This is a genomic window from Synechocystis sp. CACIAM 05 (assembly GCF_010222815.1).
Lineage (GTDB): Bacteria > Cyanobacteriota > Cyanobacteriia > Cyanobacteriales > Microcystaceae > Synechocystis.
Genome location: NZ_CP019225.1, coordinates 706639 through 727772 on the forward strand (window position 1 = coordinate 706639; position 21134 = coordinate 727772).

The window sequence follows — 21134 nt, forward strand, 5'->3', positions numbered from 1 at the left end:
ACGTTGCCTCTGTTTCCCCCCAAATTTGGGGGGTCAGGGGGGCTTTTAAGACAATTTCTAAGGTTTTCCACTGGTTGATGAATCACATTTTTTCTCCTTTAGTCAAAACTCCGTTAAGAAAAATATCTGCTAAACCTTCCGCCATTTCTTGCAAAGCCTGGGGTGAAGCGTGGGGGTCAATTACCGTTTGTTCGGAAAAACCAGCCACCGCAAACATACCCAAAAAAACCTGGGCGACAATTTTAGGATTCATCCGTCGGTAAATGCCCCGGTCCATGGCGGTTTGGAAAAAGGCTTCCGCCACATCGGTCATTTTGTCGATAATTTCCGACTGGATTTTCTCCCTTAGCTCCGGGTGATATTGGGCTTCCACAAAGCACACTTGCAATAGATATTTGTTTTCCCGCAAATGGAACATCCGCCGTTTCATCACCTGGGCGATCGCCTTATAACTACCCATTTCGCTTAATTCGGTTAACAAATCGGTGAGAATTTCCACCCAGCCGGCGGTAGCTACTTCCACCAGAATGGCTTTCTTATTGGTGAAATAACGAAATAGCGTTCCTTCGGCCACATTGGCTGCCTGGGCCAAATCCTTGGTAGTGGTACCTTCGTAACCCTTAGTGCCAAATAATTTCAAAGCTCCCTTCAAAATGCGATCATGGGTGGAAGCTTCGGCCGGATTGGTAAAGGTCGATGGGGCGATGGAATACTTGTTGCTCTGCACGGACTTTACCTCTAAATTCACCCAACTATTACTGTTATTGTGCGGGAAAAATTCCGATCGCCCCACTGGTCAACAGAAATCTTCATAATTCCTAGCTTTTTCCATGAAACGTCCCACCCTCTACTGTGCAATTACCGGCCATGGTTTTGGCCATGCGGTGCGGACTGCCTGCATTGCCCGCCGGGTCCAGGAACTTTGCCCTGATGTGTTGATAATTATGGCCACCCGTAGTCCCCGTTGGTTGCTGGAGTGTTATTTGGAAAAACCTTTTATTCACCGCCCAGTGGCTTTTGATGTTGGCGTGGTACAGGCAGATAGTTTACAGATGGATGAAAAGGCGACTCTGCAAGCTTTACAGGATATTTACAAGCGGGAAAACTCCCTGGTGGCCACGGAGTCCAACTATTTACGTAACAATCGGGTGGATCTAGTGCTGGCGGACATTCCAGCCCTAGCAGTGGCGATCGCCCATCGCGCAAATATTCCCTGTTGGATGAGTAGTAATTTCGGTTGGAATTTTATCTATCGAGATTTTGGTGATCAATTTGGGGCAGTGATTGAGAAAATTGAACGAGATTATCGCCAATGTGATTTGTTATTCCGGTTGCCCTTATCGGAACGGATGGAAATTTTCCCCTATCAAATTCAAGCTGGCTTACTGGGGGGCGATCCTCAATATGGGGAGCAGAGTTTAAGAAATACCTTTGTCATTAAAACTGCTAAGGAAAAAACTATTTTGCTCACCTTTGGGGGTTTAGGTTTAGAGGCAATTCCCTATCAAGTATTAACTCAATTTCCCGACCATCAATTTATTACCTTTGACATCCAAGCTCCTAAGTTAGATAACTTGACCATTATCAAAGATAAAAGCTATCGCCCGGTGGATTTAATGCCCCTCTGCGGCCGTGTATTTTCCAAGCCTGGTTTTGGTACCTTTGCTGAAGCTTTGAAGTGGGAAGTGCCCATTATTTCCCTCACCAGGGATGGTTTTGCTGAAGCGCAAGTTTTACTAGCCGGTTTACAGAACTACGGAGAGCACCAAATTGTCCCCCACCAGCAATTTTTCGCTGGTCAATGGGATTTTTTGCTAGAAAACCCCCAAAAACCTAGGTTGGATCAGAAGTTAGACAAACATGGCGATCGCCAGATAGCAGAAAAAATTGTTGCTCAAATTAGTTGATTTTATTCCCTCAACTCAGAAAAGGTCAGGGGATTTTGGTAAACCATAAACCTGGGGTTAACCTCTGGGAAGCCGTTCATGGCTGTTCATGCCGTATATCTTTATGATCTAAATGCGATCCGACACCTCCGTTGACTTAATAAAAATTAATCTAAATAAATTTGACTTAGTAGCTCTTTTCAGGCATTCTTTCAGCATTAGCAGGCTGAGTATGGATTTTAATGCTGTTTATTCTTACAAGTTAAGTAATAAATGTGCATTAAGGGTTCCTATTGCGGTTTAATTACTGGTTATGTGTCCCGCTCGAAAATTATTCAAACAAGATGGGGAAAAGGCTTGTTGGCTTCTATATATGCTCTAGGAGATTCTTGATTCATGAGGCAACTGGTCGAACTGTCAAATGAAGAGGCAAAACAGCACTTTTTAAAAGGGAGTAGCTACTTTAATGGGGATATGCCAAGCTACATCAGCTTTGATCCAATTCTGAATGGTGTTGATGCTATCTTGGGGGGGCGCAACTATCCTGAGCTCAAAAATACTAATCCGTGTGATTTTCAAAACGTAAACTATAACTTCATCGCAAATAAAGATGGCAGGTTTGCTTGGAGACCTTTAGAGTTAATGCACCCAGCTATCTATGTTTCATTAATAAACGTGGTTTGTGAATCTTCCAATTGGGAGCACATTACTCAGCGTTTTTCTGAATTTGAAGGAGGAGCCGTTGATTGTTGTAGTGCTCCAGTAATGTCAATTGATAATCAAACAGATGTAGCAACACAGATTAAGAGTTGGTGGCAAAGAGTTGAGCAGCAATCTCTTTGCTACTCTCTAGAATTTAGTCATGTTCTCCATACCGATGTAACTGATTGCTATGGTTCTCTCTACACACACAGCATTTCTTGGGCTCTTCATGGTATAGAAGAATCTAAACAGAACAGAAGAAGAAATAGTTTACTTGGGAACAAGATTGATTCACACATACAAGCAGGTCGATATGGACAGACCAATGGTATTTCCCAAGGCTCAGTTTTGATGGACTTTATAGCAGAGATTGTGCTTGGTTTTGTTGACCAACAAATTTCTAGAAGTCTTGGTGATCCCGATGATTTCCGAATCCTGAGATATCGTGATGATTACAGAGTATTTGCCAATAGTGATGAGCGAGTTGAAGAAATATTGAAACTCATCAGTGATGAATTGCGATCTGTTGGCATGAAGTTAGGTGTCTCAAAAACTTTCATGAGCAAGAATGTTATTGAGGGATCGATCAAACCAGATAAACTGGCTGGGATTGAACTAAATGATCTTGGAAGTGCAAACGCAAAAACAATTCAGAAGCAACTTCTAAGACTACATTCATTTGGTCAACGCTTTCCAAATAGTGGCGCACTACGTCGTTTGGTGAGTGATTTTAATATAAAATTATCGGAGCAAATAGAGAAACCAGATGATTTAGAAGTACAAGTTGCGATTGCTACTGATATTGCTGTTGTTTCGCCCAATACTTTTCCAGTTATTGCGGCAATCTTAAGTCGTCTAATTTCGCTTGCTTCTGACGAGGAAAAAAAACGTTTGTGGGAAAAGGTGCTGACGAAAATGAAGCGTGTGCCTTATAACGGCTACCTTGAAATATGGTTGCAGCGGATCACACAACCCAAGTCAGTAGGCATAAACTTTTCTAGTGATGAAAGGATTTGCCAAATCGTGAACCGCCAGTCTCCAGACTTATGGGAAAATTGCTGGATTGCCAGTAGTGAACTAAAAACAGCATTGGATGTCTCAAAAATTTATGTTGGTTCAGTAGATGAAGCTGAAGAAGTTGTCAGCCCGGAAGAAGTCACATTGTTTCAGCAAAACGCATGGGCATACTGATTCATCTTTATTTATTTAATACAGGTGATCATATTATGAAAATCTTAGTCGTTGACACGGAAACAACAGGACTTGATCCCGAAAGTGACAAGCCAATAGAAGTTGCAGCAATTCTTTGGTCAACAAGTCACAAAAGTATACTTATTCAGGTGAGTACTTTGATTGGTTATAAACAGGAAGTTCCTAATCCTGTAGAACCAATAAACAAAATTCCATCCGAACTGCTAGGAAAAAGCTTTCCATACCAACCTGCCTTAAAGCTTATCAATCAGATGTCTCACTCCGTGGAATATATCTGTGCCCATAATGCTGATTTTGACAAAGAATTTTGCAAAAAAATTGTTGGATTAAATGTTCCTTTATCTAACTGGATTGATACTCAAGATATACGTTATCCAAACTCAAAGTACTGCCAAGGAACTAGTCTAAATAATTTGGCTATCGCACACGGAATTCCCATTGTGGATGCTCATAGAGCTTTAGATGATTGTAAAACCTTAACTAAGCTCTTATCACTGGTGCCAAATCTCGAAGAAGAACTAAAAAGAGCCTCACGACCAAAAGTTTTAGTCAAAAGCTTTGAAGAAAAGCCGGGAACCTTGAGTAAGATGAATGGATTTAAGTGGCATTCCATAATTCCATATTCATGGGCCAAATATATGCCGAAAGAAGATATCGCGTCTTTGCCTTTTAGTGCAGTACAAGTCTCTTTAGAAGAGAGCATTAATGCTCAGGAAAGGAAAAGTTAAAATGTCTGGCTATAGTAAACACATAACAACCCTGGTGCAGCGAATTTCCTAAAGCCGCTCGATGTGCAGGAAAGACTCCGACAACCGCTGATTTGAGCCGTTAGGCCGCATACAAAATTTACGACCTACCCACCAGAACTTCTTCTTCACCAGCTTCTTACTGTAAGCGCCTCTATGCTTTTGGTCGTGCTTGGTGCTTTTGCAATTGTCCATGGCGATCGCCAGTAAAGTCAGGGTCGCCAGATAGCAGAAAAAATTGTTACTCGAATCGGCTAATGATATCAGTTAGCAAAAACTGGTAGCCGTTGCTGTAAATCCCAATTGAGCCAGGAAAAATAAGCGGGATAAACTGGAAACCTTGGTTGCAGTAAATAGCCATTTTCTTCTAGCAATTGACTCAGTTGATTCACCGATTGGTGATGATAATCAGGGTTAACTTCATCAATGGGGACAATGCCACCTAAATCCCTAACTCCAGCCGCTAAACAAGATAGTAAATCACTGAAATTTGGTACTAAATTGGGCGGTATTTGTAAAGTAATGTCTTGGGGTAATATTGCCCTTGCTAAGGTAATAACTTGCACCAATTTTTGTGGGCTGTAGGCGGAAATATTATCTGTTTGTTTTTGCCCAGGGCTATGGGGTTGTAAAATCACCTCTTGAATGTGGCCGTATTCTTGTTGGATATTGGCGATCGCCATTAAACTCTCTTCAACTTCCTGGTCAGTTTCTCCAACGCCCAGTAATAAACCAGTGGTGAAAGGAATACCCAATTCCCCTGCTAATCGTAGTTGCTCTAACCTGAGTTGGGGTTCTTTACTGGGGGCCTGGCGATGCACAGTGGTCAACAGTCGGGGCGATACCTGTTCCAGCATCAACCCCAGGGAAAAATTCACTTCCTTTAAACGAGCCATTTCTGATCGACTTAAAGGCCCCGCATTGGTATGGGGATAAAATCCCAAATCTAGGGCGATTTTTCCCAAGTTACAAATAAGTTCAAACCAAGCTTTTCTACGAGGGGATTGGGGATGCACTTCCCCCGCCAGAATTAAAATTTCCCTTACCCCCTGCCCTGCCAAACTTTCCAGCCTCTGTTTAGCAACGCTTTCAGTCAACCATTGGTCTTTTCCTGGCTCCTGCCGAAAATTGCAGTAACTACAACGGTTAAAACACTCGTAGGTGGGAACCAGGGTATAAGCGGGACTGTAAGTGATAGACAACACACTTCAACTCAAAAAAGACTTTAACCGAGCCAAGGCCATGGGAGGAATGGCATGGCCCATGGGAAATTCTTCATATTCCAACGATGCCCCAATCCCCTCTAGTTCAGCTTTAGCCTGTTGAGCCATTCGCAGTGGGACTACCGGATCTTCGGTGCCATGGATTAACAAGATAGGGGCGATCGCCTGGGGTTGGGATTCCGGCTGAAAATGGAGGTAACCGCTGAGGGAAAAAATCTTTGCCAGGGGCAACGTTAAGCCCACATCCAGAGCCATGGCTCCCCCCTGGGAAAATCCTCCCAACACAGTTCTGGCCAGGGGAATGCCCGTTTCCTCTGCTAAACCCAACAGGTAATCCCGTAAACCCTGTCTTGCCTGGGCCAAACCTTCAAAATTTTGACTTTCGAGGTCATACCAAGCCCGGCCCTGGGGAATTTGGGGATGGGCAAAGGGGGCATTGACGAATCGCCACTGATAATGGGGCAAATCCAACATGGGAGCCAGATCAGACAAATCCCGAGCATCAGCCCCCCAACCATGGAGCATCACCAGTAAATAACTAGAATCCGTTGATGTAACTGCTGGGTCGGGGTAGGCGATCGCCGAAAAATGTAAAGCCATGGCAGGGCAATGCTAACGATTTAACTGGGTGAGGCTGGCGGACTGATAATAATGGGACAAAATTTGTTGGTAGGGGGTGCCTTTTTGGGCCAGACCGTAGGCTCCCCACTGACTTAGGCCAATGCCATGGCCAGAACCACGGCCTGTAATGGTGAAATTATCGCCATTTCTCGACACAGTGAACAGAGTGCTCCGGAGTTTTAATGCCTGACGAATGGCATTGCCGGTTAAAGTTTTGCGCCCCCCGGTGCCATTGACTTGAATGGAAGCAATGCGACCCCTGGGAGTAACTTTGAGAGGGGTTAAACCGGTAACAGTGCCAATGCCACCAATGTGTCGGCTCAAATCACGGTTACTGAAGGTTTGGTTCCAGCTAAACACCGGCGAACTTTGGTCATAATCCACCACTCCCCGTAGATAGGGCAGGGGCGACATCCATACGTCTTCAACATTTTCCGTATGGCCCCCAGAGGCGGCATGGAACGCAGCCAAAATCACCTTACCGTTGTAGGTCATTACCTGGCCCGCCGTGGCTTCTACTGCTTCCACCGTGCTGACATATTCGTTATTCATCCCCTTATAAACCTGGGTGGCGGTGGTGGTGTCCAGGTCGTAGTAACGGTTACTGTCCTTGCTGGTTTGGTAAATGGCGTAGGTGCGGGCGGCCACAGCCTGGGCTTTTAATGCTTCCAAAGGCCAGGAAGGAATGGCTTCGGAACCAACCACACTGTATAAGTACTCTTCGATGTCCACCAGATTAACGGCGCTGACCCCATTGCCCTGACGGATCAAACGCACTTTGCCCCGATACCATCGATCGCCGATCCAAATGCGGCCATCTCCGCTGGGTTCAATGGTGATTTGGGAAGCTTGCATACCAGCCAGGTTAATGTTGCGACCGGAGGCAGTGGCATTGGCGGGGACGAGGGAATCTAAGCGGCCAATGGTGGCTCCCCCGGCATTTTTCACCAAGGCTGGGGTGGAACTGCCCACTCTGACATTACTAACACCCTTACTGATGGCAACCCGTAATTCCATCGCCTGGGCGGATAAAGTCCAAGCCAGGGAAATAATTAAACCGAAAAAACTAGATTTACCAATTAGTTGTAACCAGGGGAGGAGAACCCGTAAGTTTGTCGGCAGGGAACCCCCTGTTTTGGTCGTAAATTCCATGACAAATTTCCTCACAGCACAATCTACCGGTCAATCCTAACCAAGGTAGCTGTTGCCGGGGATTTTGCCAAGCCAGTTACAGCGCCGACCAAAGGGGGAAAGATCGTTAAAATAACGGTGGTTATCCACTGGGCAAGTTTTTTGTAGAGGAAATAAACTTCGATGGAATGGCGTGAAATTTCTGGCAGTTGGGTTCTAGTGCCGCCCCAACCGATCGCCGTGGTGCATTTTCTCGGGGGAGCTTTTGTCGGTACGGCCCCCAATGTAGCCTATCGTTGGCTGTTAACGGAACTAGGTAAAGCCGGTTATGTGGTGGTGGCCACTCCTTTTCTTAACACCTTTGACCACCAGGCGATCGCCCGTAGTGTGCTGAATCGCTTTGAAATTATTCTAGAAAGATTGCAAAAACAAGGGGAAATTACCACTGGTTTACTGCCGGTATACGGCTTAGGCCATAGCTTGGGTTGTAAGCTACATCTACTCATTGGCAGTTTGTACGAGGTGGAGCGGGCCGGCAATATCCTCGTTGCGTTTAATAACTATCCCGTTAAACAGGCTATTCCCTTTGGGGAACAATTAGCCCAACTGCAACTGGATAAATTCCTCACAGGGGTGCAAAAGCAACTCAGACAGTTTAATTTACAGCTAGATTTAAATTTTGAATTTACTCCTTCGCCGGAGGAAACCAACCTTTTGATTACCGAAAATTATCGAGTGCGGCGTAATTTATTAATTAAATTTTCCAACGATGACATTGACCAAACCCTAGGTTTAAGACCAATTTTAAATCAAAAAACCGCTGATCTAGTGGCCTACTGTCCCCTACCTGGCAATCATTTGACTCCTTTGGGGCAAGACATTCAATGGGAAACAGGCCAAGAGTTTTCCCCCTTAGACGCAGTGGGGCAATGGTTGAAAAATTCCCTTTCCCAGGATTTGAGGCGACTGCAAAAGGAAATTCTCCGTTGGCTAGAACCGACTCGTTTTTATAGCGGTTTTGATAACCTATAAAGGCGAAAGAGGGTGGGTAAAAAAGCGATACTCCTCCACCGGACGGTTTTGCAAAATATGCTCTTGGAGAATTTTTTCCATTACTGTGGGGGTGACGTTACGGTACCAAATGCCCTCTGGATATACCAGTAAAATCGGCCCCTGTTGGCAAACCCGCAAACAATTAGCCTTAGTGCGGAAAATGTTCCCATCACGACTGGCCAGGGTGCAATCCAGCGCCAACTCCGGCAAACGTTTTTTCAGATAATCCCAGGTGGCGAGGCTATCTTCTTTGCTACAGCATTTCGGTTTAGTTTGGTCACAACAGAGAAACAGATGCCGTTGAATGCGCCCAAGGCCTAAACGTTGGCAACTATCAACAATGGTTTCTGGGGGAGTAATGGGGACAGGGTTTTCCATGGAAATGTGCGCGAAAACTGAATAATCGCCGTATAGTTGGAGAGAATAAAGCCCCGTGGCCTTGACCCACCAAAATTATTATGTTTAAAGATTGGAACTTTGATGACTGGATGAACCATTTAATGATGCTATTGACCCTGTTGGGTTTGGCCATTATTTGGTTTGTGGTCTGAGATTTTTTTGCTCCATTGCCCTGTGCTTCCTCAAGGTCTATCGAAGTAACCGCTGGGAGTCAATTTAGAGGGCAGATCTAGAATTCCTTTAGAGCCTGTTTTAAAAGCCCCCCTGACCCCCAAATTTGCAGGAAAACTTGGTGAAAGGCTCCCAGTATTGCGGTCGCTTTAGTGAGGGCATTTAGGGGGCGAAATAAAACTTACCAAACACGTTCTTAGTCCCCCAAAAGTTCTAAAAATTGGGCTTCTGATAATTGGGCAATGCCAAGCTTCTGAGCTTTCTTCAGTTTCGCCCCTGGAGCTTTACCCACCACAATGTAATCGGTTTTACTACTGGGAGCGCCAGTGCATTCAGCCCCCACATTTTGCAGTCGAGTTTTAGCTTCCTCCCGATTCATGGCGTTGAGGGTACCGAGAATGACAACTTTTTTCTCAGCTAGGGGATGAACCCCTTCTTGATTACTGGGCGCAGTGACTACTGGATCGGTGACGGTTTCTGTTTCCACCGTGGGGGCAACTGGAGCAACCGTTTTAGTTTCCTTGGTCGGCTCAGTTTTTTCCACCGCTTTAACTTGCTTTTCCTCTTGGCCCAAAACCTCGTCAACAGCTTTAGCAGTGGATTTTTTCGCTGGAGACGCAGAAGCTTTGGTTACTTGGGCCGCTGGTGGGACTGGAGTCGGTTCCGGTTCTGGTTCAACCTTTTCCGCTTGAACTGATTTGGGCGATTCTTGTTTAACTTCAACAGTTACCGGAGCAGGAGGAGGGGATGCCACCGGTGCTTCCTGGGCTGGTGCGGTTTCAATTTCAACTGCTTTAATTTTGTCTGGCACCTCAGAAGGAGGCTCGGCTTTAGCCTTAGCTAAGTTTTCCTGTAGGGCAGCCAATTCTTGCTGCAGTTGGGTTACTTGCCCCTGGGCAGATTGCAGGGCAGCGGCCTGTTCTTTTTTCTCAGTTTTAAGGCGATCGCCTTCGGCCTGGGTAGTTTCCAGTTTGACTTTTAATTCGGCATTGGCCAGGGCTAGTTCTTTTTGCGCTTCCTCTAGTTGATTGAGCTTAGCCGTGAGTTGACTTCGTTCCCCTTGCCATTGTTCTTCCTGTTGGCCTAGGCGATCGAGGGCGGCCTGTAGATTTTCTGCTTGGGTCTGGGCTGACTGACTTTGTTGCCTTGCGGTCTGTAATTCCTGTTGAACTTGATCCCGTTCCGTAGTCAGTTGCCGCACCTGCTCTTCCCATTGGGACACCTGACTATTCCATTGAGCTTGTTCTTGCTCATGTCTTTGTTGCCAGAGCTTTTCCTGGGATGCTAAACGTTGCTCGATCGCCTTAGCTTGATTTTGTTCTACATAGCTGAGTTGGTCACTCAACTGTTGATTGCGAGTCACTAAAGAATTCAACTGAACCAGTTTAGGCCGAGTTTCCGCCACTTCATTGACCGCTTGCTTGAGGCGATCGGACAAGTTGGTATTTTCCTGGAGCAATTCTTGATTGAGCTTTTGCAGACCGACAAATTTTTCGCTTTGGATGTCGTCATAGTGGGCCAATTGGTGTTGCAGGGCGGCCACCATTTTTTCTTGGGCTTGGCAGTTTTCTGTCAACTGATCCCGTTCCACCAAGGCATTTTCCAAGGAAGCTTGGACGGATTGCAAATCTTTTTCTAAACGACGCAATTTTCCCTTGGCGTGGATGACAGCTTCTGGAGATTCCCCATCGTTTTCGGGGGCAACTTCTTTTACCGCCGGAGTTCCAGAGCCAGCGATTAAAGTGGGAGGCTGATCGGAGGGTTGGGATTGGGCCAGTTTTTTTTCTAGGGCACGACGACTATTCCAGACATATATGCCGCTGCCTAGGGCCAAAACCAATCCGCTTAAGGGGTAGCTCAATTCCAATGGGGTCATCCACCGTCTCCTCGATCAAAAACATCAACGCCAATCGCCACTGGACTGGACTCTAGATCCTCTTATAGCAAGTTTAGGAACCTTTTATGGGACGACGGGGCGAAATAGTCGCAAAACTTAATCGAGGCAGGGGGCCAGGTGACCTTGGCCCACTCTCTAAAATTCCCCGCCATGGGAATTTACTATTTTTTGTCCTATTTCTAGATCAATTAATCCATTGCCCTGTTCAATATGCTTAATCAATTCCCTATAGGCTGGAGCGAATTGCAACTGGGATGAATTACCTAAAATGACTAGCTTACTTTTTGCCCTGGAAATACTGACCAATAATTTCCGGTCTGTTCCCTGGCGATCGCCATCAGCGATGCTTTGAATATTTTTAACCTGCTTAGACCAAGAAATGGTAGTGGAAAAAATAATTAATTCTCTTTCATCCCCCTGGAATCTTTCCACCGTATCCACCACAATGGAATCCCTTGAAAAATCAGCGCCAGCAAAAGTTTTTTCCAATTGTTGATTAATTTCCGCTACCTGAGCCCGAAAAGGAGCAATAATGCCAATTTCTGCCATTGGCAACAGTTTATTCTCCCAGTAAATTTTGACGATGGTCGCCGCAATGATGGCTTCGTTAGTATTCTTGCGCTGAATGCTAGTTTCCGATGGGGTTTCAATAAAAATAGTTCTACTCTTACTCAATTTACTTAACAAGTCATTATCATTATTTTCGTAACTTGACTCAATTTTTCTCTGTTCCTCCCTCTGTTCCACCAAAGGGCGATCGTAATGATGGGCTATCAATGAAGCAATATCTCTATGCATACGATAATGCTCAGTTAGTTGTCCGTAACAATGATTCCATCCCTTATTTTGGGCATTGGTAATTAATCTTTCAAACAAAGATATTCTCAGATCTGTAAAGTTTATGTTGTAACGAGAAAATTCTTTCGTTTTTACCAGGCAATCTTCTTCACTCTGAGTAATTACTGCTGGCAGTTGCTTTTGATCACCAATCAAGACAAACTTATTAAATAAAACCACTATTCCAGCCACATCTGCTTCCGTTAATTGTGACGCTTCATCGATGATTAGCTGATCAAATTCGTCAACAAATTCCCTAAGTAATAAATACTTATCCTTAAACGTGGAAACGGTAGTAACAAATACTTGATTTTCTTGCAAATACTTACGCCAAATATCCGCATTATCTCCAGTTAATCTTTCAGTCAGCAAATTTTCATCAACTACAGTTTTGTTACCTAAACGCAGATAATCTATTGGCTCTCCATAGCGTGGGGATTTAAGGGCTTTACAAATCTGTTCCACTGCCTTATTCGTAAAAGCCAGGATAAAAATATTTTTCTTGTTTAATTTAAGTAAATTTTGTACGTAATTAACCAAAAATATACTAGTCTTCCCCGTACCTGGTGGTCCTTGTAGTAAATAATAATGCTTAGCCTCGAGAGCCTGGCAAATAATTTGATTTTGATCATTGCTCAGGTAAATATTTACCTGATAATCTATTAACACTTTTTGTGGCTCCAAATGCCCTAAAAGTAATTGTTTTTTCTCCATGGAACAAGACAATATTTCCAACAAACAGGCAATACTACTCCAGTAGTTGCGCTCGAAAATATCTGGCTCTAAAGCCCAAAAATCATATTGCTCGATAAATGAATAATCATTTTGCTTATTAAATAAAGAAACTACTATCTGACTCTGATTAATTCCCTTGATCGAGCCTTTAAAAATATGCTGTTTTAAAGGGTCATACACACCATTTATTTTGGGATAAATAATTACTATGTCACCAGAGCGGAATGAATGGGCCACATCAGTCTGAGTCAATGCTAATGAAAGATAACTTTTCTCTTTGTCAACCTTGATTAGTTTAAGATCATAAATTAAGCGATAGTTATTCTGTTTAACATTAAAATCATCTAACCACAAACTAGCGAACCCTGTCGATGTTTGATGCTTATCTTCCAACTCAGATTGCTGATGATCTGATATTTTATTGTTAATTAATTCCCGTAGAATGAACGAGAGTAGCTGTTGGTAATAGTTTGTCGTCAACTTTTCTGGCTGGTAGTTTTGTTGAAAACGCTTTAATCGTCGTTGATTATATTCTGGTAACTCTCCAGCACCATCAGTTTTAAGCTTGTCTAGGCCGGTAAAGTTGCCCCTAGCTAACTGGTAAATTTGGCTAACAATTGCATTTCTGACTTTAATCAACTCATTTTTTTCTTGAGATTCGCTAACAATATTTCTGCGGGGCTGATCTGATTTGGAATAAAATATCTCTTTGTTACCAACATAATTTTTATAGGTGCTTTCGAGCATCATGTTGTAGGCTACCACCTGCATTTTATGATTTTTCCATTCTCTACCTGGATAGGGGGCACCACCACTTTTTAACTCAATAATATCTTTAAATCCATTGGAATTAATAGTTAGTAAATCTAGTCTTCCTTGTAGACCATAATGTTGTGAAAAAAATGTAGGTTCAATCCAAATTCTTAAGTTTTCTGCCTGTAATCTTTCCACTAATTTACTGATGTTAGGAAGATGTTCTTGAACAATCGACGTTTGAATATCATTCATCTCCTGTTCGCCAAGATAAGCAGATCTCAGAGCGTCTGACTTTTTGTAATCTGTAAAAATTTGATCAATATTAATTTGCTTATTTCTGACTAGCTCATCTAGGCAGTAACCGACAATAGTCCCCTTAAAAGCTGCAGCACCAACTAATTCTCCTACTAGTTTGGTTAGCCAAAAAATATCACTGCTCGTATTTTTGTTGCCAAAACACTCACTGATTGCGCTGGCATCTACCAGAAAGTCCGGCTCAATAACGATTAATGATTCTGATTTGGCCTGATATTTATTTTCAGCTACTGGCACCAAATTATGGCAAGTAATTAATGTATCTTCTTTTAATAAGTCGATTAAATAAAATAAATGGGGAGCATTAAACCAATCACACTCTATGACAATGTTTGTTTGTAGGTTTTCTAAATCAAAACCGTAGAGATGAAATGCCCGCTTTGATTGACTCCTGTGATGTCCTGTATATAAAAGCTTCAGGTACTTAGTAGACGGCGATCGCCTTGCTTGAAAAAGCTTGGTAAAATATTGATTGTTATATTTACTATTGTCAAAAGTGAATCCCAGTAGTTCGGAATTTTCAGTTGCTTGCAGGCATAATTTTTGGAGCAACAAGATTCCTTGCTCAATGGCAACTTGGTTGACTTTTTCAGAAAAGCCCCTGCGGATAAATTTCCGAAAAGCTTCAAAATTGCTTACATCTTCTTCGTCTAGATTTATTTTGCTAATACAATACCTAAATTTTGCATAAAAATTTCTGAAAACTATATTTTCAGATTCAGTAAAAGCTTTGATGAACTTATAAAAGAGTGCCGAGAGCGCAAAAAAGTCATCTTTTGCTGTTGTTCCAGGACGACCTATTGAATTTAATACTTGACATATTTCTGCAGCCTTCTCATCATGATTCATGGAACAATCTAGGTGAATATTAGTTGAGGATGTTGATGAGACTAGGAATACCTCCTCCTAAAAGTGCCCCAATGGGACTAAATAATTCCCTGAGAGTATCGGTTGCTTGGGTTAAACCACTGGTATTGACTAAAACTACGTCATTGTTTCTTAAAGTTGGATTTCTGTCAGAACTAATATTGAGACTAAAGTCCGGGGCAATATTAAGCTTAGTGACTGTGCCATCGGGATTTAAACGAATCAGATCAACACTGGCCTTATCTGCTCGAATAGGATCGAAGGAACCGGCTGCTAAAATTGCTTGGTTTAAGGTGGAATTGGGTTGCAACTGAATGGCCCCCCCCCGTCGCACTTCCCCGACAACGTTGACAGTGATGGAACGAGGTGAAAAGTTAGCAGTAGCAGTGGCTTCAAATTCATCTGGTGAAAGTTCCTTGGCCTGGGGCACAGTGATGACATCGCCATTTTGGAGAATAACGTCCTTGTCCAGGTTGCCTTCGTCTAAGAGTTCCCAAAGATTGACTACAATCAACTCAAAGTCCCCATTACGATTTTCTCGGCGCACCTCAACATTGCGGATGTCAGCTTGAGACTTAATGCCCCCTGCTTCCTGAATAGCTTGGGTTAAACGCACAGGTTGAGTGTTTTCCACATTAGAGCGTGTGCTCGCTGCATTTTGGTTGGTGTTATCTGCACTAACTTGGGTGATACTAGAAGCGCGGATAGCAGGGGAGAGTTTATAAGAACCAGGACGAAAAATTTCTCCGATTACAGCGACGTTGATTTCTTGCTCAAAACGAATACCAAAATTTGCGTCGGCTAATTGTCGTACTTCCCTCGGATCTGTGGCAGTTTTGCTAGGGATAATGACAATATCCCCGTCCCTTAGGGTGACATTTTGACGGGAGTTTCCTTCCTGTAGCAGTTCCCACAGGTTAATACTGTAGTTTTCTTGCTGATTACCCTTTTGCCGACGCAGCTGCACCCGACTGATGTCCGATACGGGGGTAAGACCGCCAGCCTGTTGAATTACTTGGGTGAGGGTAGGAAATTTCTGCCCGCCTTCGATCGCCAGGGCGTAGGCGCCGGGGGAATTGACCTCACCGGAAAGGGTGATGCTTAGGGGGCGAGGGACAGTCAGAATGGCAGTGACCAAGGGACGGCGAATATATTTTGCGTACTGGCTAACTAAAATTTGGTTTAGTTCTGGGATGGTTAGGCCGGCAACTCTGACAGTGCCAATGAGGGGAAAACCCACTGTGCCATCCACTAGAACTTGATATTCCCCGGATAACCCTTCCACCTGCAGCACATCGACCCGGAGGCGATCGCCGGGGCCGAGGGTATATTCACTCTCTGGAGGTAGGATAGAGGGAGCATTTTGGGGACTGGTCTGCGGTAATAGACTAGGGAAAGGACTACCAATTTGAGCAAATGCTTCCTGTGTCCACAGACCTAAACAGGCCATGGTGGTTACCAGCACTGCACCACCGAGTTTAGAAGGGAAGGATTGACTAGGATTCATAGCATTCATCAAATGGAGAAAAGCCAAAAGTTAAAGATCTGACTGGACTAAAAGAAAGGATTATGTTCCTTTTGGTTTCCAAGTTCAAGGCCACCAGATTATCCCCATAGCCTGGGCACATTGTAGACGGATATCATATGTTCAGGTAGGCACTGTAAAAATTTTGTTCAGCTTTTGGTTAACTTTTCCCATGGCCCGCAAGCAAAAATTTCCCCATCTCCTCGGTTCCAAATGGACAGCCCAACAAAAAACCTGGGGTTGGCGACACTTCCAAGTGGTTAATCGACGGCAGGAGGGTCAGTGGGTTTTTGCGGAAATGGTGGCCAGTTGCGATCCGAAAGTGCGCTTTTGGCTCAATGCCCAACAACTTAAAGATGATCTGCTTTGGCGATCAGGCTGGCAACCCCTCCAAGCCATGGAAAGGGATAGGGAAGATCAGATAGCGCTAAAATAGCCTCCGAGTCATTAATCCTCCCCCCATAACCATGTCCCTCCCCGTTCCCTCCACCATTGATGAGGCCATCTCCGAGGCGATCGCCGCCACCCAAAGGGCCTTAGATGATGGCTACCGTCGTATCCAGGTGGAATTGGCGGTGCCAGAAATTGCCCTCCAAGCCCAAGCTATTGCCTTAGAATTTAGCCAATTATTTGCTGATCAAGGATTGGGACTACGGATAATTTTTCCCGATACTGGAGCGGCGGCCCTGGCAAAAAGGGATTGGGGTGAAGTTCCTTTTCAAATTGGAGATTTAGGTAGTCGCTACACCCCCATTGACCGCAAAATTGCTGAATCTGACCAAGTATTTTTGGTGGTCTCCCCTTCTGCGGTGGAAGTGCAAAGTGTGGAAAAACTCTGTGAATTGGCCGGCGATCGCCCGGTGGTTTTGCTCATTCCCCAACTAGAAGATGTGTCCATTGTGGGCATTGGCTATGCGGCCCGGCAACTGCGACAACGGTTTTTGAGCACTCTGTTTAGCGCTTATTATTTCCGTCCCCTAGATGGAGCAGTAGTGTTACGCTCCCACCCTTCCAGGTGGCAAGTATTGCTAGAAAAGGGGGAAGAATACGAACTTTTAACGGAATTGCCTGAAAAGCCAGCGGGGGAAGCCCTGGAAAGACTATTGATAGAAAGCACTAATGCCAATCCCCAGGCGGCCAGCTCGGAAGGTGCCAGCTCTAGTCCTAAACGAGGAGGCATCATGGCCAATTTAAACCGTTTTCTCAAAGCTCTCAGCCAATAGTAAGGCCGGAAATTCACCCCAACGACTTAAACTGTATGGGATTGACTGTCACTTTTTCAAAAATCTAGAATTTTAAGTAGAGTTGGTTTGTGTTAGACCTCAAGCAAATTCGTGAAAATCCCGTCGATGTTCAACAACGTCTCAACCAAAGGGGGGGCGGGGCCAATTACAATCTCGAACCCATTTTGGCGATCTCCGCTGAGCAAAAAGCCAAGGAAAGCGAACGAACTGTACTGCAAAGTCGTAGTAATGAAATCGGTAAATTAATTGGCCAAAAAATTGGTCAGGGAGCCGATCCTAAAGGGGAAGAAATTCAAACTTTACGGGAAGAAGGTAATAGTTTAAAAATCCAGTTAGCAGATTTAGAACCCCAGGAAAAAGACCTCAAAGAGCAGTTGCAAAAGCTGTTACTAGAACTGCCCAATTTGCCTTGTGAAACCACTCCCATAGGAGCGAGTGAAGCTGATAACATCGAAGTAAAACGTTGGGGAGATCAATACCTAAAAGCAGAAACAGTAGGGATTTTACCCCATTGGGAAATCGGTGAAAAATTAGGCATTATTGACAGTGAGCGGGGAGTTAAAGTAGCCCAGAGTCGTTTTATTTCCCTCATGAAAGCCGGAGCTGCCTTGGAAAGGGCTCTGATTAACTTCATGCTGGAACGTCACATTGGCGTGGGCTACCAGGAGATTATGCCTCCCATTTTGGTTAACAGCGATTCCCTGCTGGGCACAGGGCAATTACCCAAATTTGCTGAGGAAAGTTTTCAATGTCGGGAGGATGACCTCTGGCTTATTCCCACCGCCGAAGTGCCAGTGACTAACCTTTATCGGGACGAAGTTTTAGACTTAGAACAACTCCCCATTAAACATTGTGCTTACACTCCCTGTTTTCGGCGGGAAGCTGGTAGTTACGGCCGGGATACCAAAGGGTTGATTCGTTTACATCAGTTCAATAAAGTCGAATTAGTTAAATTAGTTAAACCAGAGGAATCCGCCGCTGAACACCAAGCCCTAGTTGCGGATGCAGAAGCTATTCTCCAAGCCCTAGAATTACCCTATCGAGTGGTGGAATTATGTACCGGTGATTTAGGTTTTGGAGCGGCTAAATGCTACGACCTGGAAGTTTGGTTACCATCGGCTAACACCTACCGGGAAATTTCCAGTTGTTCTAACTTCCACGATTTCCAAGCCCGCCGGGCCAACATTCGCTACAAGGAAAAGGGCAAAAAAGGCACCCAATTTGTTCACACTCTCAACGGTTCCGGTTTGGCGATCGGGCGCACCATGGCGGCAATTTTAGAAAATTATTACGAACCCAGCAGCGGTCAGGTTAAAGTTCCCGTCGTCCTGCAGGATTTCCTCAAACGGGATTATCTTTAAACCCATCACTGCATCAAATCGTTACTTTGCCCAAACAAAAACGGTGGTTTATCAAAGGATAACCCACCGCCAACAAACTTTCACTAATAATGAACTAAATGGACTGACTCGATGGCTATTCTAGTTTGGAGTTCAATCAAAAAAAGAGATTAGTCATTGTTATGGTTAGTTAATGCTTTTGAGTAAGTAAGGTATTTTACACTCAGCTCAAATAGTAATTAACAAAATAGCCTAGTTTTGTTCGTTGCTGTCAGCTTGATAGGGACGAATGTTAACAATAGTTCCCCCCAGACGGGAAATGCGGCGCATCTCATCATTCATACGGGCATAGGGAACTTTGATAAACACACTACCGCTGCGACGAATATCGTGGGCACTGTTTTCATTGGCATCGGTCTGGCGGAGTCCACTGACTTCATAGACAAAGACACGGTTAGCCGCCTGGGTATTGGAATAGCCCACCAAAGAAGATTGACCTAACATGGCGATTCTAAAAACTCCTGAACACTAAAGTTTTAATTTGCTAATTAGCAAAATCATCTACAAAGACAAAAAGAGAAGCGACCCCAAGTTATTCCCCAAAGGGAAAATAAAGTCAAGCCACTTCTCCTCCTGAACTAAACAGAAATCTAGCTCAAGCTAGCCGGGGTAATACTAGCAACCTTACCCCCCAAACGATTGATTTGTTGTAAGGTCTGGTTGAGTTGTTCAAAGGGAACAATTACCGCCTTATTGCTCCGACGCACTTTGGGATAACCGGGCGCAGAAATGGCTGTAATTTCCACCCGGAACAGCTTACTTGCTTGACCAAAGGGAACCGTACCACCCAACGCTTTTGCTGGGGTATTGCCGGCCCGAGAAGGACGATAGGCCCAACCAGCATTACTGCCACTAGGTCCCACGATCGCCGAAACAGTATTTTGTCCCAACTCCGTTGCCAGACGACTAGAACTGCGCTCTAACTGGGAACGGTCACTGTTGGCATAACCACGGTAAAGACGGAACATGCGGGTAAATCCCACAGTGCGATCGCCTACCTGATTATTAAAACGATAATAGGGAACAATATTTTCCCCAAAGTTCTCTTGGTATTCGACCGAATCAATGTAAGAATCGATATCCGCATCAAAACCCTGATTTTCATAGAGATCGAGATGGAAAATCACCTCATCTTCACTGAAAGGAGCACGACCCAACAGATGTTTGTAGTTGAGTTCGATGACCCGGGTTTGGAAGTTGTTATAAAGGAATTTCTTCTTATAAAGTTCCGACTTGGCCACGGTACGGACAAATTCCCGCACACTAATAGAACCATTGGTCAAAAGAGACTCGGCACCCTTGAGGCGCTCAGAATCCATAATGTAATCGTTGCCTAAAACCTGACGATATACAGCCCGAATCACCATTTTGGCATCATCAAGGCTAAAGTCAGGGCGTAACTCCACAGGACGGGACTCATTATAGGGAGCCACCCCCAATCTGGAGGCTGCGGTTGTAATTGCCACTAAATAATCTCCTTTTACTAACTAGGTTGACAAAAAATCCTGATTCTAGGCAAGGGAAATCATTGTGACCGTATCTCCTCGGCGATTGATTTGTTGCAACTTGGCAGACAAATTATCGTAGGAAACTAGATACTCCGCTTTACCACGGCGCACTCGGGTGCCACGACCGGAGGCCGCCCCTTGAATCACTTGCAAACGATACATTTGGTTACGACTACCCGCCGAAGTTCCCCGCAAACTCTCGGCCGTAGAACCGGCATACACCGGAGAAGCTGTATTGCGAGCCAACTCCCGCGTCAATCGAGAACGGGAACCATTTCCCTGGGAACGATCACTGGTAGCGTAGCCCCGATACACCTGGAAAGAACGGCTGAAACCAACGGTTTTTTGATTCCGCTGGGTAGCAAAGCCGCGGAAATAAGGTACAACCCAATCTCCAAAGTTTTCCGTGTATTCTACGGAGTCAATATAGGAATTGATCTCCGCTTCATAGCCCCCCTGGTGATAAAGATCGGTGTGGAAAGCAATTTCCGACTGATCGTAGGGAGCCCGTCCCAATAAATGCTTATAATTAAGCTCGATAAAACGATTTTGTGGGTTGGAATGGAAAAACTTCTGCCGGTACACTTCCGACAGAGCCACAGCCCGAACAAAATCCCTTACCGAAATCTCCCTGCCCCGGAGCAAAGATTCTGCACTGGTCAGTCGTTCCTGGGACATGAGATGATCGTTGCCCAAAACTTGACGGTAAACCGCCAGGATAACGGCATCCACCTCTTCCTCTGTACTCCGGGAACGAAGCTCGAGGGGAATAGCCTCATCCACGGCCACAATGCCCAGACGCTGGGCCGAAACCAAACTAGTCATTTTATTCTCCTAGATTAAGTGTCAATAAATACGACAAGACCTGGAAAAGCGGAATATTGTCAACCAGTTGTTAACACTTTC

The 21134-nt window shown here is 44.6% G+C and carries 18 protein-coding genes; 7 read left to right on the top strand and 11 right to left on the bottom strand.

Annotation, left to right across the window (positions count from 1 at the left end; genetic code table 11):
• Window positions 1-82: 82 nt before the first annotated feature.
• Window positions 83-793, bottom strand: coding sequence for a TetR/AcrR family transcriptional regulator (locus BWK47_RS03320; RefSeq protein ID WP_162327559.1), 711 nt, complete (start codon window positions 791-793; stop codon window positions 83-85).
• Window positions 794-830: 37 nt separating this feature from the next.
• Between BWK47_RS03320 and BWK47_RS03325 the strand changes: the two genes are divergently transcribed.
• The 3 genes from BWK47_RS03325 to BWK47_RS03335 all read left to right on the top strand — a co-directional run bounded on the left by BWK47_RS03325 (window position 831) and on the right by BWK47_RS03335 (window position 4528).
• Window positions 831-1907, top strand: coding sequence for a glycosyl transferase (locus BWK47_RS03325; RefSeq protein WP_162327560.1), 1077 nt, complete (start codon window positions 831-833; stop codon window positions 1905-1907).
• Window positions 1908-2282: 375 nt separating this feature from the next.
• Window positions 2283-3779: an RNA-directed DNA polymerase gene (locus BWK47_RS03330; protein ID WP_162327561.1), complete on the top strand. Its 1497-nt coding sequence runs from the start codon at window positions 2283-2285 to the stop codon at window positions 3777-3779.
• Window positions 3767-4528, top strand: coding sequence for a 3'-5' exonuclease (locus BWK47_RS03335; RefSeq protein WP_162327562.1), 762 nt, complete (start codon window positions 3767-3769; stop codon window positions 4526-4528). The genes BWK47_RS03330 and BWK47_RS03335 overlap by 13 nt, the downstream gene beginning before the upstream one ends.
• 281 nt (window positions 4529-4809) lie before the next feature.
• Here the strand turns inward: BWK47_RS03335 and cofG are convergent, their stop codons facing one another.
• From cofG to BWK47_RS03350, 3 genes are read right to left on the bottom strand one after another with little or no spacing between them, the layout of a single operon-like run.
• Window positions 4810-5751 carry a 7,8-didemethyl-8-hydroxy-5-deazariboflavin synthase subunit CofG gene (gene cofG / locus BWK47_RS03340; protein WP_162327563.1) on the bottom strand — a complete coding sequence of 314 codons (942 nt, stop codon included), beginning with the start codon at window positions 5749-5751 and terminating at the stop codon, window positions 4810-4812.
• 3 nt (window positions 5752-5754) lie between these two features.
• Complete coding sequence (locus tag BWK47_RS03345; RefSeq protein WP_162327564.1) at window positions 5755-6369, bottom strand: alpha/beta hydrolase; 615 nt, start codon at window positions 6367-6369, stop codon at window positions 5755-5757.
• Window positions 6370-6381: 12 nt separating this feature from the next.
• A complete protein-coding gene (locus BWK47_RS03350; RefSeq protein WP_237269774.1) occupies window positions 6382-7542 on the bottom strand; it encodes a SpoIID/LytB domain-containing protein in 1161 nt (386 codons plus the stop codon).
• A 162-nt stretch (window positions 7543-7704) separates the two neighbouring features.
• Between BWK47_RS03350 and BWK47_RS03355 the strand changes: the two genes are divergently transcribed.
• Window positions 7705-8553: a DUF1350 family protein gene (locus BWK47_RS03355; protein WP_162327566.1), complete on the top strand. Its 849-nt coding sequence runs from the start codon at window positions 7705-7707 to the stop codon at window positions 8551-8553.
• Here BWK47_RS03355 and BWK47_RS03360 read toward each other — a convergent pair.
• From BWK47_RS03360 to BWK47_RS03375, 4 genes are all read right to left on the bottom strand, one after another.
• On the bottom strand, window positions 8548-8952 hold the full coding sequence (locus tag BWK47_RS03360) for a (2Fe-2S) ferredoxin domain-containing protein (RefSeq protein ID WP_162327567.1): 405 nt from the start codon (window positions 8950-8952) through the stop codon (window positions 8548-8550). The two genes, BWK47_RS03355 and BWK47_RS03360, sit on opposite strands and share 6 nt — an antisense overlap.
• 388 nt (window positions 8953-9340) lie before the next feature.
• Entirely contained in the window at window positions 9341-11020 is a 1680-nt protein-coding gene (locus BWK47_RS03365) for a BRCT domain-containing protein (RefSeq protein WP_162327568.1), read from the bottom strand.
• Window positions 11021-11176: 156 nt separating this feature from the next.
• A complete protein-coding gene (locus BWK47_RS03370) occupies window positions 11177-14533 on the bottom strand; it encodes a DEAD/DEAH box helicase (RefSeq protein ID WP_162327569.1) in 3357 nt (1118 codons plus the stop codon).
• A gap of 19 nt (window positions 14534-14552) precedes the next feature.
• Window positions 14553-16058: a polysaccharide biosynthesis/export family protein gene (locus BWK47_RS03375; protein ID WP_237269775.1), complete on the bottom strand. Its 1506-nt coding sequence runs from the start codon at window positions 16056-16058 to the stop codon at window positions 14553-14555.
• A 190-nt stretch (window positions 16059-16248) separates the two neighbouring features.
• On the opposite strand from BWK47_RS03375, the gene BWK47_RS03380 reads away from it, so the two are divergent.
• The 3 genes from BWK47_RS03380 (at window position 16249) to serS (ending at window position 18681) form a co-directional block, all read left to right on the top strand.
• The gene (locus BWK47_RS03380; protein ID WP_162327571.1) at window positions 16249-16512 is read left to right on the top strand and encodes a TIGR02450 family Trp-rich protein; all 264 of its coding nucleotides are present in this window, start codon (window positions 16249-16251) and stop codon (window positions 16510-16512) included.
• Between the two features lie 31 nt (window positions 16513-16543).
• The gene (locus BWK47_RS03385) at window positions 16544-17299 is read left to right on the top strand and encodes a DUF1995 family protein (protein ID WP_162327572.1); all 756 of its coding nucleotides are present in this window, start codon (window positions 16544-16546) and stop codon (window positions 17297-17299) included.
• An 89-nt stretch (window positions 17300-17388) separates the two neighbouring features.
• Window positions 17389-18681, top strand: coding sequence for a serine--tRNA ligase (serS, locus tag BWK47_RS03390; RefSeq protein ID WP_162327573.1), 1293 nt, complete (start codon window positions 17389-17391; stop codon window positions 18679-18681).
• Window positions 18682-18912: 231 nt separating this feature from the next.
• On the opposite strand, the gene BWK47_RS03395 is transcribed toward serS, so the two are convergent.
• The 3 genes from BWK47_RS03395 to BWK47_RS03405 all read right to left on the bottom strand — a co-directional run bounded on the left by BWK47_RS03395 (window position 18913) and on the right by BWK47_RS03405 (window position 21053).
• Window positions 18913-19164 (bottom strand): phycobilisome linker polypeptide, encoded by a 252-nt coding sequence (locus tag BWK47_RS03395; protein WP_010871857.1) that lies wholly within the window; start codon window positions 19162-19164, stop codon window positions 18913-18915.
• 146 nt (window positions 19165-19310) lie between these two features.
• The gene (locus tag BWK47_RS03400; RefSeq protein ID WP_010871858.1) at window positions 19311-20186 is read right to left on the bottom strand and encodes a phycobilisome linker polypeptide; all 876 of its coding nucleotides are present in this window, start codon (window positions 20184-20186) and stop codon (window positions 19311-19313) included.
• 45 nt (window positions 20187-20231) lie between these two features.
• The gene (locus BWK47_RS03405) at window positions 20232-21053 is read right to left on the bottom strand and encodes a phycobilisome linker polypeptide (RefSeq protein WP_162327574.1); all 822 of its coding nucleotides are present in this window, start codon (window positions 21051-21053) and stop codon (window positions 20232-20234) included.
• Between the last annotated feature and the right edge of the window lie 81 nt (window positions 21054-21134).

Bases quoted from the DNA above. Each gene is read 5' to 3' on its own strand.
- BWK47_RS03325 (WP_162327560.1), top strand. From the start codon at position 831: ATGAAACGTCCCACCCTCTACTGTGCAATTACCGGCCATGGTTTTGGC.
- BWK47_RS03330 (WP_162327561.1), top strand. From the start codon at position 2,283: ATGAGGCAACTGGTCGAACTGTCAAATGAAGAGGCAAAACAGCACTTT.
- BWK47_RS03335 (WP_162327562.1), top strand. From the start codon at position 3,767: ATGGGCATACTGATTCATCTTTATTTATTTAATACAGGTGATCATATT.
- BWK47_RS03345 (WP_162327564.1), bottom strand. From the start codon at position 6,369: ATGGCTTTACATTTTTCGGCGATCGCCTACCCCGACCCAGCAGTTACA.
- BWK47_RS03350 (WP_237269774.1), bottom strand. From the start codon at position 7,542: ATGGAATTTACGACCAAAACAGGGGGTTCCCTGCCGACAAACTTACGG.
- BWK47_RS03355 (WP_162327566.1), top strand. From the start codon at position 7,705: ATGGAATGGCGTGAAATTTCTGGCAGTTGGGTTCTAGTGCCGCCCCAA.
- BWK47_RS03360 (WP_162327567.1), bottom strand. From the start codon at position 8,952: ATGGAAAACCCTGTCCCCATTACTCCCCCAGAAACCATTGTTGATAGT.
- BWK47_RS03365 (WP_162327568.1), bottom strand. From the start codon at position 11,020: ATGACCCCATTGGAATTGAGCTACCCCTTAAGCGGATTGGTTTTGGCC.
- BWK47_RS03370 (WP_162327569.1), bottom strand. From the start codon at position 14,533: ATGAATCATGATGAGAAGGCTGCAGAAATATGTCAAGTATTAAATTCA.
- BWK47_RS03375 (WP_237269775.1), bottom strand. From the start codon at position 16,058: ATGAATCCTAGTCAATCCTTCCCTTCTAAACTCGGTGGTGCAGTGCTG.
- BWK47_RS03380 (WP_162327571.1), top strand. From the start codon at position 16,249: ATGGCCCGCAAGCAAAAATTTCCCCATCTCCTCGGTTCCAAATGGACA.
- BWK47_RS03385 (WP_162327572.1), top strand. From the start codon at position 16,544: ATGTCCCTCCCCGTTCCCTCCACCATTGATGAGGCCATCTCCGAGGCG.
- BWK47_RS03395 (WP_010871857.1), bottom strand. From the start codon at position 19,164: ATGTTAGGTCAATCTTCTTTGGTGGGCTATTCCAATACCCAGGCGGCT.
- BWK47_RS03405 (WP_162327574.1), bottom strand. From the start codon at position 21,053: ATGACTAGTTTGGTTTCGGCCCAGCGTCTGGGCATTGTGGCCGTGGAT.